Consider the following 10,704-nt stretch of genomic DNA (forward strand, 5'->3'; position numbering starts at 1 on the left):
GAGAGCATTGCCCATGCCCGTCATCACCCTTCCCGACGAAACCCAGCGGCGTTTCGAACATCCCGTCACCGTGGCCGAGGTGGCCGCCGACATCGGCCGGGGCCTGGCCAAGGCCGCCGTGGCCGGCAAGGTGGACGGCCGTTTGGTGGATACCCGCCACCCCATCGACCACGACGCCCGCGTCGCCATCATCACCGACCGGGATGCGGAGGGGCTGGAGGTGATCCGCCATTCCACCGCCCACCTCCTGGCCCACGCCGTGAAGACCCTGTATCCCTCGGCCCAGGTGACCATCGGGCCGGTGATCGACGACGGTTTCTACTACGACTTCGCCTTCGAGCGCCCCTTTCATCCGGAGGACCTGGAGAAGATCGAGGCCAAGATGAAGGAGCTGGCCAAGGCGGATCTCCCCCTGGAGCGGCGCGTCATGCCCCGGGACGAGGCCGTGGCCTTCTTCCGCGGGCAGGGGGAGGAGTACAAGGCCCGCATCATCGAGGAGATCCCCGAGGACCAGGAGCTCTCCCTGTACGCCCAGGGGGACTTCGTGGATCTGTGCCGCGGCCCCCATGTGCCCAGCACCGGCAAGCTCAAGGCCTTCAAGCTCACCAAGGTGGCCGGTGCCTACTGGCGCGGGGATGCCAACAACGAGATGCTGCAGCGCATCTACGGCACGGCCTGGCCCAACAAGCAGCAGCTGGAGGAATACCTGCACCGCCTGGCGGAGGCAGAACGCCGGGACCACCGGCGCATTGGCCAGGAACTGGACCTCTTCTCCATCCAGGACGAGGCCGGGGGCGGCCTGGTGTTCTGGCATCCCAAGGGGGCCCGCATCCGCCGCGCCATCGAACAGTTCTGGTTCGACATGCACGAGCGGGCCGGGTATGAATTCCTCTACACCCCCCATATCGCCAATCTGGACCTGTGGATGACCTCGGGCCATGCGGAGTTCTACGCCGACTCCATGTACGAGCCCATGGAGGACGACCACCAGCGCTTCCAGCTCAAGCCCATGAACTGCCCCTTCCACGTGCTGGTGTACAAGGACCGGCTGCACTCCTACCGGGACCTGCCCCTGCGCTGGGCGGAGATGGGCACGGTCTACCGGCGGGAGATGTCCGGTGCCCTGCACGGGCTCATGCGGGTGCGGGGCTTCACCCAGGACGACGCCCACATCTTCTGCCGCGAGGACCAGATCGAGGCGGAGATCCTGCGCATCCTGGATCTGACCCTGGACGTGCTGCGGGCCTTCGGCTTCAACGACTTCGACGTCAATCTCTCCACCCGCCCGGACAAGGCCGTGGGCTCGGATTACATCTGGGAGCACGCCACCGCCGCCCTCAAGGGGGCCCTGGAGAAGAAGGGGCTGGCCTATGAGGTGGACGCGGGCGGCGGCGCCTTCTACGGCCCCAAGATCGATATCAAGATCCGCGATGCCATCGGACGCCAGTGGCAGTGCTCCACCGTGCAGCTGGATTTCAACCTGCCGGAGCGCTTCGACATGGAATACGTGGACGAGGACAACCAGCGCCGCCGGCCCATCATGATCCACCGCGCCCTGTTGGGTTCGGTGGAGCGCTTCTTCGGCGTGCTCATCGAGCACTATGCCGGCGCCTTCCCCCTGTGGCTGGCCCCGGTGCAGGCCCAGGTGCTCACCATCACCGACCGCCAGGACGCCTATGCCCGGGAGGTGGTGCAGGCCCTGCGGGACCGCGGTCTGCGGGCGGATGCCGACTTGAGAAACGAGAAGATCGGCTTTAAAATCCGCGAACACACGCTACAGCGGGTGCCCTATCTCCTGGTGGTGGGAGACCGGGAGATGGACACCCGTACCGTTGCCGTGCGCACGCGCTCGGGTGAGGATCTGGGTTCCATGGACCTGGAATCGCTGCAGGATCGCCTCACCCGGGAGAACGCCGCCCGCGGCCCAATCAACGTGGAGGACTGACGTATCAGCGCCGGAAAAGAGAACCGACTCAACGAGCAGATCAGCGTCCCGCAGGTGCGCCTGATCGCCGAGGACGGCGAGAACATGGGGGTCATGCCCACGCGGGAGGCCCTGCGCATTGCCGAAGAATCCGAACTGGACCTGGTGGAGATCGTCCCCACCGCAGACCCGCCGGTCTGCCGGGTGATGGATTACGGCAAGTTCAAGTTCGAGCAGAGCAAGAAGACGCAGGCTGCCAAGAAAAACCAAAAACAGGTTCAGATCAAGGAAGTCAAGTTCCGACCGGGTACGGATGAAGGCGACTACGCCGTGAAACTCAGGAACCTCACCCGGTTCCTGGAGCACGGCGACAAATGCAAGGTCACCATCCGCTTCCGGGGCCGCGAGATGGCCCACCAGGAACTGGGCGCCAAGTTGCTGGACCGCATCGAGGGGGATCTCCAGGAACTGGCCACCGTGGAACAGCGGCCGAAGATGGAAGGCCGCCAGATGATCATGGTGATGGGCCCCAAGAAGAAATAACAAAGCCCCGGCCCGGTCCTCCCGGGTCCGAGGGCGAATCCAGCCGGATGTGCGGGTCCCGGTACACCTGCACGTCCCTAGCAACAGGACCGCCGTGACGGCGGCCTCATCAGGAGTCCGAAGATGCCGAAGATGAAGACCAACCGGGGCGCGGCCAAGCGCTTCAGGAAGACCGGCTCGGGGGCGTTCAAGCGCACCCAGTCCCACCGTCGTCATATCCTGACGAAGAAGAGCACCAAGCGTAAGCGCCAGCTGCGCAAGGCCTCCCACATCCACGCCTCGGATGTGGCCGCCGTGCGGCAGATGCTGCCCAACGCCTGATCTCATCGTCCACCAGGAGTCACGACCATGCCCCGAGTCAAAAGAGGTGTCACCGCCCACGCCAAGCACAAGAAGGTGCTGAAGAAGGCGAAGGGTTATTACGGTGCCCGCAGGAACGTCTATCGCGTCGCCACCCAGGCGGTCACCAAGGCCGGCCAGTACGCCTATCGCGACCGCCGCCAGCGTAAGCGCCAGTTCCGCGCCCTGTGGATCACGCGTATCAACGCCGCGGCCCGCCAGTTCGATCTCTCCTACAGCCGCCTCATCGACGGCCTGAACAAGGCCGGTGTCGAGATCGACCGCAAGGTGCTGGCGGACCTGGCGGTGCACGACATCGCCGCGTTCGGCCGCATCGCGGAGAAGGCCAAGGCAGCCCTCTGAACCGCCCGGACGGCGCCATCGCCGTCCCCCGGAGGCGCGGACCCGATCGAGACGGTCACCGGTTCGAGGCATCCGTCCGCGCCCCGCAAGGGTGAGCACGTCGAAAGGGGAAAGGCCGGGCCTTTCCCCTTTTTTTATTTCAACGCCAAAGACGGAAGCAGCCAGTGGAATCCCTTTCCAAAGTGACCGAAGCGGCGCTCCACGCCATCCGGGCGGCGCAGGACCTGCGCAAACTGGAGGATCTGCGCGTCCATTTCCTCGGCAAGAAGGGCGTCATCACCGAACAGCTCAAGGGCCTGGGGGGCCTGCCGGTGGAACAGCGCAAGCAGGCCGGAAAGACCATCAACGAGGCCAAGCAGCTGATCCTCCGGGCCCTGGAGCAGCGCCGTGAGGTGCTGGAGGCCGAGGAGCGGGAGGCGCGCCTGGTCCAGGAACGCCTGGATGTGACCCTGCCGGGGCGCCGCCAGGAACCCGGCGGTCTGCATCCGGTGACGCGCACGGTGGAGCGGGTGCAGCGGCTGCTGGGCCAGTTCGGCTTCCAGGTGGCGGAGGGGCCCGAGGTGGAGGACGATTACCACAACTTCGAGGCCCTCAACATCCCCGCGCATCACCCGGCCCGGGCGATGCACGACACCTTCTACTTCGATGCCCGGACCCTGCTGCGCACCCATACCTCGCCGGTTCAGGTGCGGGTGATGGAGGACCAGGCCCCGCCGCTGCGTATCATCGCCCCCGGCCGGGTCTACCGCTGCGATTCGGACCTGACCCACAGCCCCATGTTCCATCAGGTGGAGGGGCTCTGGGTGGAGGAGGGCGTCACCTTCGCCCACCTGCGCGGCATCCTGGACCATTTCCTCAAGGCCTTCTTCCAGCAGGAGGACCTGCAGACCCGGTTCCGTCCCTCCTATTTCCCCTTCACCGAGCCCTCGGCGGAGGTGGATATCCAATGCGTGCACTGCGGCGGGCAGGGCTGCCGGGTGTGCAAGCACACGGGCTGGCTGGAGGTGATGGGCTGCGGCATGGTCCATCCCAATGTCCTGGTGCAGGTGGGGATCGACGCCGACCGCTACACCGGCTTCGCCTTCGGTCTGGGCGTGGAGCGCATGGCCATGCTGCGCTATGGGGTCAACGACCTGCGCCTGTTCTTCGACAACGACATCCGCTTCCTGCGCCAGTTCGCCTGACGGGGGACCGCGCGGCCCCGGGGATCCTCCGCCGGGCACACGTTCGCATAACGGGAGTCATACATGAGAATCAGCAATCACTGGCTCGGCCAGTGGGTGGATCACGGCCTGTCCGTGGAGGCCCTGGGACACCGCCTGACCATGGCCGGCCTGGAACTGGATGCCATCGAGCCCGTGGGGGGCAGCTTCAGCGGCGTGGTGGTGGGCCGCGTCCTCTCGGTGCGCCCGCATCCCGATGCCGACAAGCTGCGGGTCTGCCTGGTGGACGACGGCAGCGGCGAGCCGGTGTCCGTGGTCTGTGGCGCCCCCAATGTGCGCGAGGGGATGCGGGCCCCCTTTGCCCCGGTGGGGGCGGTGCTGCCCAACGACTTCAAGCTCAAGAAGGTGAAGCTGCGGGGCGTACCCTCCCACGGCATGCTCTGCTCCGCCCGGGAGCTGGGTCTTTCGGAGGATCATGAGGGATTGATGGAACTGCCCGAGGACGCCCCGGTGGGGGCGGATCTGCGGGGGCTGCTGGATCTGGAGGATCAGGTCCTGGAGGTGGATCTCACCCCCAACCGGGCGGACTGCCTGAGCATGGCCGGGGTGGCCCGGGAGGTGGCCGCCCTCACCGGGCGGCCCCTGACCCCCGTGGACCCGGTGCCCGTGCCAGCGGCCTCCCAGGAAGGCGTTCCCGTGAACCTGGAGGCCCCGGCGGATTGCCCCCGCTATGCCCGCCGCGTGATCCGCGGCGTGGACCCGCAGGCGCAGACGCCGCTGTGGATGCGGGAGCGGCTGCGCCGCGCCGGGGTACGCAGCCTGGGCCCCCTGGTGGATGTGACCAACTACGTCATGCTGGAGTTGGGCCAGCCCATGCACGCCTTCGATCTGTCCGCCTTGAGCGGCGGGATCGTGGTGCGCCGGGCGCGTCCCGGAGAGCGTCTCACCCTGCTGGATGGGCAAAGCCTCACCCTGGATGGCGAGGATCTGGTGATCGCAGATCAGGAGAAGTGCCTGGCCCTGGCCGGGATCATGGGGGGCCGCGACAGCGGGGTGGGGGACGACACCCGGGACCTGCTGCTGGAGTCGGCCCATTTCAGCCCCACCGCCATCGCCGGCCGGGCCCGCTACCACGGCCTGCACACCGACTCCTCCCACCGCTTCGAGCGGGGCGTGGACCCGGACCTGCCGGCCCGTGCCCTGGAACGGGCCACGGGGCTGCTCTGCGAGATCGCCGGGGGCACACCAGGGCCGGCCCAGGTGGCCGAGACCCCCGAGCATCTGCCGGTCCGTTCCGGCATTCCATTCCGTTCCGCCCAGGTGGGGCGCCTGCTGGGGGTGGATATCCCGGAGGCGGAGATGCGGGGGATCCTGGAACGCCTGGGCTGCGTTGTGGACGCTTCGCAGGAGGCCTGGCAGGTGACTGCGCCGGGATATCGTTTCGATCTGGCCATCGAGGCCGACCTGATCGAGGAGATCGCGCGTATCCACGGCTACGAGCGGCTGCCCGCCCAGGTCCCGGCGATGGTGCCGCGGATCGACTGGCTGGACGAGGCGCGGGTGGATCTGCCCCGCCTGCGCCAGGTGCTCACGGACCTGGGCTATCTGGAGGCGGTGACCTTCAGCTTCGTGGACGGGGAACTGGAGGACCGCCTCGCCCCCGGGGTGGAGCCACTGCGTCTGGCCAACCCCCTGTCCTCGGAGATGGCGGTGATGCGCACCACCCTGTGGTCCGGCCTGCTCAAGGCCGCCCGCCACAACCTCAACCGTCAGCAGGAACGGGTACGGCTCTTTGAAACGGGCCTTAGGTTTATTCCCCAAGGGGATGATCTCAAACAGGAAAAGATGCTCGCCGGCATCCTCTGCGGACCCCTGTGCCCGGACCAGTGGGCACAGGAGACCCGTGGGGTGGACTTCTTCGACATGAAGGGGGACGTGGAGGCGGTGCTCGCCCGGGCGGGTCTGGAGTCCCGGGTGCGCTGGCAGGCCTTTGAGGACCCGGCCCTGCACCCCGGTCAGGGGGCGCAGCTGCTGTTGGACGGTGAAGCCGTGGGCCGTGCCGGGGCCCTGAACCCGGAGATCGCCTCCGCACTGGACATCGAAACCCCGGTGTACCTGTTCGAACTCCGCCTGGAGGCCGTCACCCGGGGCCGCATCCCCCGCTTCCGCGAGCAGAGCCGCTACCCGGCCATCCGCCGGGACCTGGCCCTGGTGGTGGAGGACTCGATCCCCGCAGCCCGGGTGCTGGAGGTAATCCACGGGCTGGAACTGCCCGTGCTGCAGGAGGTGAAGCTGTTCGACGTCTACGCCGGAAAAGGTGTCCCTGAAGGATGCAAAAGTCTCGCTTTGGGCTTGATTTTACAGGATTTATCCAGCACTCTAACCGACGAGGCCGTGGATCGCATGATCCAGGATATCGTCGAGAGACTGCAGCAAGAGGTGGGGGCGACCCTCAGGGCGTGATCGATGGCACTGACGAAGGCGGACATGGCGGAACGGCTGTTCGAGGAAGTGGGCTTGAACAAGCGCGAGGCCAAGGAACTGGTGGAACTCTTCTTCGAGGAGGTGCGTTCCGCCTTGGAGGCCGGCGAACAGGTGAAGCTCTCCGGTTTCGGTAACTTCACCCTCCGGGACAAGAACCAGCGCCCGGGCCGCAACCCCAAGACCGGCGAGGAGATCCCCATCTCGGCGCGGCGCGTGGTGACCTTCCGCCCGGGGCAGAAACTCAAGGCGAGGGTGGAGGCCTATGCCGGAAGCGGTCCACAACAGTGAACTGCCGGCCATCCCCGGCAAACGCTACTTCACCATCGGCGAGGTGAGCGAGCTCTGCGGCGTCAAGCCCCATGTGCTGCGCTACTGGGAACAGGAATTCCCTTCCCTCAAACCGGTGAAGCGCCGCGGCAACCGTCGTTACTACCAGCGCCACGATGTCCTCCTGATCCGCCAGATCCGCAGCCTTCTTTACGAACAGGGTTACACCATCGGCGGTGCCCGCCAGAAGCTCTCCGGACAGGCGGCCCGGGAGGACCTCAACCAGAGTCAGCAGATCATCCGGCAGATGCGCACGGAGCTGGAGGAGGTCTTGCAGATCCTGCGGCAGAAACCCTGAAGGCCTGTGGGTCCGGCCCATACCCCTTCACAAGCCCGCACCGATGCCCTATAATGCGCTTCTCTTTCGGGGCGTAGCGCAGCCTGGTAGCGCACCTGCATGGGGTGCAGGTGGTCGGAGGTTCAAATCCTCTCGCCCCGACCAAATATCCCAACGCCCGCAAAGCGGCCTCAGGTCAAACCTGAATCGAGCCGCTTGCCGATCCGTTCAAGGCCCGCTTCATGCGGGTCTTTTGCGTTCGGGGATCGGATGGGCTGGTCCCGTACCGCCGCTCCCATTCCCTTTATCCCGTGCTCTCCCCCCCAGTATGATGCCGTTCAGTCATGAACCATCCCTCCGGGACCACAGGAGAGTCCGATGCATCAGCAGGTGGAAGGGGCCTCCCATTCGGGAGCCGACACGGCCTGGCACGCCCTGGACATGGAATCGGCCCTGGAGGCCCTGGAGGCCGGACGCACGGGGCTGAGCGAAGGGGAGGCGCGGCGGCGGCGGGAGATCCATGGCCCCAACCGGCTGCGGCCGCCGGCTCGGCAGAGCGGCCTGAAACGCTTCCTGCTGCAGTTTCACAACGTCCTCATCTACGTGCTCATCGCCGCGGCGGTGGGCACCGCCTTCTTGCAGCATTGGGTGGATACCGGCGTCATCCTCGGCGTGGTCCTCATCAACGCCCTCATCGGCTATCTGCAGGAAGGCAAGGCGGAAAAGGCCCTGGACGCCATCCGTGACATGCTCTCCCCCAAGGCCATGGTGCTGCGGGAAGGGCGGCGCCAGACGGTGGACGCCCAGGAACTGGTCCCCGGCGACGTGGTGGTGCTGCAGGCAGGGGACCGGGTGCCCGCCGACCTGCGTCTGCTGCAGGCCCATAACCTGCGCATCGACGAGGCGGTGCTCACCGGGGAGTCGGTGGCGGTGGAGAAGGGGACGGCCCCCGTGGCCCGGGATGCCGAACTGGGGGATCGCACCTCCCTGGCCTTCTCCGGCACCCTGGTGTCCTATGGCCATGGCCTGGGCCTGGTCACCGCCACCGGGGACCGCACCGAGATCGGTCGGGTCAGCACCCTGCTGTCCCAGGTGGCCACCACCACCACGCCCCTGTTGCGCCAGATGGCCCAGTTCAGCCGCTGGCTCAGCGCGGGCATCGTGGCCATCGCCGCCATCACCTTTGTCTTCGGCCTGTGGGTGCGGGGCTACGCCGGGATGGAAATGTTCCTGGCGGCGGTGAGCCTGGCGGTGGCCGCCATCCCCGAGGGGCTGCCAGCCATCATGACCATCACCCTGGCCCTGGGGGTGCAGCGCATGGCCCGGCGCAACGCCATCATCCGGCGCCTGCCCGCGGTGGAGACCCTGGGGGCCGTCACCGTCATCTGCTCCGACAAGACCGGGACCCTGACCCGCAACGAGATGACGGTGCAGGAGGTGATCACCGGGGACCGGCATTACCGGGTCTCGGGGGTGGGTTATGCCCCCGAGGGCAGCTTTGAGCTGGAGGATCGGGAGGTGGATCCCCTGAAGGAGCCGGGGGCCCTGCCGGAACTGCTGCGCTCCGCCGTGTTGTGCAACGAGGCCCAGGTGCATCACCGGGACGGCCACTGGCGCCTGGAGGGGGATCCCACCGAGGGGGCCCTGATCACCGCCGGACTCAAGGCCGGCCTGGACCTGGAGGAGTTGCATGGCCGCATGCCCCGTACCGATGTCATCCCCTTCGAGTCCTCCTACAAGTTCATGGGCACCCTGCATCACAACCATGGGGGGCACGGCTTCATCTTCATGAAGGGGGCCCCGGAGCGCATCCTGGCGGCCTGCACCCATCAGCGGACCGTGCAGGGTGACGTGCCCGTGGACCGGGCCTGGTGGGAACAGGAGATGGAGGCGGTGGCCGCCCGGGGGCAGCGCCTGTTGGCCGTGGCGGTGCGGACCGTACCGGCCCACCACGAAGCCCTGTCCTTTGATGACATGGAAGGAGAGATGGTCCTGCTGGGCATGCTGGCCCTCATCGACCCGGCCCGGGAGGAGGCCATCCGGGCCGTGGCCGATTGTCACCGCGCAGGCATCCAGGTGCGCATGATCACCGGCGACCACGCCCTCACGGCCCGGGCCATCGGGGAGCAATTGGGAATCGTGGGCGAGGCCGGGGAGGTCCTGACCGGCCGGGAGATCGAGGAGATGGATGACGCCCGGCTGCAGGAGCGGGCGCGTCAGGTGCGGGTGTTCGCCCGCACCACCCCGGAACACAAGCTGCGCCTGGTGCGGGCCCTGCAGGCGGAGGATCACGTCGTGGCCATGACCGGCGACGGGGTCAACGACGCCCCCGCCCTGAAGCGGGCGGATGTGGGCGTGGCCATGGGCATCAAGGGCACCGAGGCGGCCAAGGAGGCTTCGGAGATGGTCCTGGCGGACGACAACTTCGCCTCCATCGCCCACGCGGTGGAGGAGGGCAGGACGGTCTACGACAATCTCAAGAAGGCCATCCTCTTCATCCTGCCCACCAACGGCGGGCAGGGGTTGACCATCGTCGCCGCCATCCTCCTGGGCCTGAGCCTGCCCCTGGAGCCGGTGCAGGTGCTCTGGGTGAACATGGTGACCGCCGTCACCCTGGCCCTGGCCCTGGCCTTCGAACCGCCTGAGCCGGGCCTCATGTCCCGCCGGCCACGGGATCCGGGTACGCCGCTGCTGACGGCATTCCTGATCTGGCGCGTGATCTTCGTCTCCGCCCTGCTGCTCATCGGTGCCTTCGGGCATTACTACTGGATGCTGCAGACGCAGGGCGCGGCCCAGGAGGTGGCCCGCACGGTGGCCATCAACACCTTCGTGGTGGGGCAGATCTTCTATCTCTTCAACAGCCGCTACATCCTGGAGTCGGTGCTCAACCTGAGGGGCCTGCTGGGCAGCCGCCCCGTGCTGCTGGCCATCGGCGTGCTGGTGGTGCTGCAGCTGCTGTTCACCTACACCGGACCCTTCCAGTTCCTGTTCAACACGGCCGCCATCGGCCTCGGCGAGTGGGCCCGCATCCTGGTCTTCGGTCTGGTGCTTTTCCTGGTGGTGGAGGCGGAGAAGGCCCTGCTGCGCCGCCGCTGGCAGGATCGGGGCGGCCTGGCCTGAGGTCCGCGCAGGGGGGGGCTTGCGAGTCGACCCCCCGGGAACGCCGAGCCCCAGCTCGGCATGCACAGAGCCAAGCTGGTGCTTGGCGCTCCCAGCGGCCCCCATGGAGACGCCAGGGAGCAGCCCGCCCCCTGGGAACGCCGAGCCCCAGCTCGGCATGCACA

Annotated in this window: 9 protein-coding genes and 1 tRNA gene; all 10 read left to right on the top strand. The window is 67.3% G+C overall.

Going from position 1 to position 10,704, the window contains the following annotated elements:
- Nucleotides 1-13 precede the first annotated feature (13 nt).
- The 10 genes from thrS to BM214_RS09010 all read left to right on the top strand — a co-directional run bounded on the left by thrS (nucleotide 14) and on the right by BM214_RS09010 (nucleotide 10,540).
- A complete protein-coding gene (thrS, locus tag BM214_RS08965; RefSeq protein ID WP_090485916.1) occupies nucleotides 14-1,945 on the top strand; it encodes a threonine--tRNA ligase in 1,932 nt (643 codons plus the stop codon).
- Nucleotides 1,946-1,948: 3 nt separating this feature from the next.
- On the top strand, nucleotides 1,949-2,467 hold the full coding sequence (gene infC, locus BM214_RS08970) for a translation initiation factor IF-3 (RefSeq protein ID WP_090485919.1): 519 nt from the start codon (nucleotides 1,949-1,951) through the stop codon (nucleotides 2,465-2,467).
- A 123-nt stretch (nucleotides 2,468-2,590) separates the two neighbouring features.
- Nucleotides 2,591-2,788: a 50S ribosomal protein L35 gene (gene rpmI / locus BM214_RS08975; protein ID WP_090485922.1), complete on the top strand. Its 198-nt coding sequence runs from the start codon at nucleotides 2,591-2,593 to the stop codon at nucleotides 2,786-2,788.
- Nucleotides 2,789-2,815: 27 nt separating this feature from the next.
- Nucleotides 2,816-3,169, top strand: coding sequence for a 50S ribosomal protein L20 (gene rplT, locus BM214_RS08980; RefSeq protein WP_090485925.1), 354 nt, complete (start codon nucleotides 2,816-2,818; stop codon nucleotides 3,167-3,169).
- 164 nt (nucleotides 3,170-3,333) lie between these two features.
- Nucleotides 3,334-4,353, top strand: a complete 1,020-nt coding sequence (gene pheS / locus BM214_RS08985) for a phenylalanine--tRNA ligase subunit alpha (RefSeq protein WP_090485928.1) — start codon at nucleotides 3,334-3,336, stop codon at nucleotides 4,351-4,353.
- A 63-nt stretch (nucleotides 4,354-4,416) separates the two neighbouring features.
- The gene (gene pheT, locus BM214_RS08990) at nucleotides 4,417-6,795 is read left to right on the top strand and encodes a phenylalanine--tRNA ligase subunit beta (RefSeq protein ID WP_090485931.1); all 2,379 of its coding nucleotides are present in this window, start codon (nucleotides 4,417-4,419) and stop codon (nucleotides 6,793-6,795) included.
- A 3-nt stretch (nucleotides 6,796-6,798) separates the two neighbouring features.
- Nucleotides 6,799-7,104 carry an integration host factor subunit alpha gene (gene ihfA / locus BM214_RS08995; RefSeq protein WP_090485934.1) on the top strand — a complete coding sequence of 102 codons (306 nt, stop codon included), beginning with the start codon at nucleotides 6,799-6,801 and terminating at the stop codon, nucleotides 7,102-7,104.
- Complete coding sequence (locus BM214_RS09000) at nucleotides 7,079-7,441, top strand: MerR family transcriptional regulator (protein WP_090485937.1); 363 nt, start codon at nucleotides 7,079-7,081, stop codon at nucleotides 7,439-7,441. The genes ihfA and BM214_RS09000 overlap by 26 nt, the downstream gene beginning before the upstream one ends.
- Nucleotides 7,442-7,508: 67 nt before the next feature.
- Nucleotides 7,509-7,585: transfer RNA gene (locus BM214_RS09005), tRNA-Pro, on the top strand.
- A 213-nt stretch (nucleotides 7,586-7,798) separates the two neighbouring features.
- Nucleotides 7,799-10,540, top strand: a complete 2,742-nt coding sequence (locus BM214_RS09010) for a cation-transporting P-type ATPase (protein WP_280521892.1) — start codon at nucleotides 7,799-7,801, stop codon at nucleotides 10,538-10,540.
- Nucleotides 10,541-10,704 lie beyond the last annotated feature (164 nt).

Source organism: Ectothiorhodospira mobilis, from assembly GCF_900114895.1.
Classification (GTDB): Bacteria; Pseudomonadota; Gammaproteobacteria; order Ectothiorhodospirales; family Ectothiorhodospiraceae; genus Ectothiorhodospira; species Ectothiorhodospira mobilis_A.

What these genes read in the sequence shown, in the direction of transcription:
- rpmI (WP_090485922.1), top strand. Translation starts at nt 2,591, where the DNA reads ATGCCGAAGATGAAGACCAACCGGGGCGCGGCCAAGCGCTTCAGGAAG.
- rplT (WP_090485925.1), top strand. Translation starts at nt 2,816, where the DNA reads ATGCCCCGAGTCAAAAGAGGTGTCACCGCCCACGCCAAGCACAAGAAG.
- ihfA (WP_090485934.1), top strand. Translation starts at nt 6,799, where the DNA reads ATGGCACTGACGAAGGCGGACATGGCGGAACGGCTGTTCGAGGAAGTG.
- BM214_RS09010 (WP_280521892.1), top strand. Translation starts at nt 7,799, where the DNA reads ATGCATCAGCAGGTGGAAGGGGCCTCCCATTCGGGAGCCGACACGGCC.
- BM214_RS09000 (WP_090485937.1), top strand. Translation starts at nt 7,079, where the DNA reads ATGCCGGAAGCGGTCCACAACAGTGAACTGCCGGCCATCCCCGGCAAA.
- pheT (WP_090485931.1), top strand. Translation starts at nt 4,417, where the DNA reads ATGAGAATCAGCAATCACTGGCTCGGCCAGTGGGTGGATCACGGCCTG.
- thrS (WP_090485916.1), top strand. Translation starts at nt 14, where the DNA reads ATGCCCGTCATCACCCTTCCCGACGAAACCCAGCGGCGTTTCGAACAT.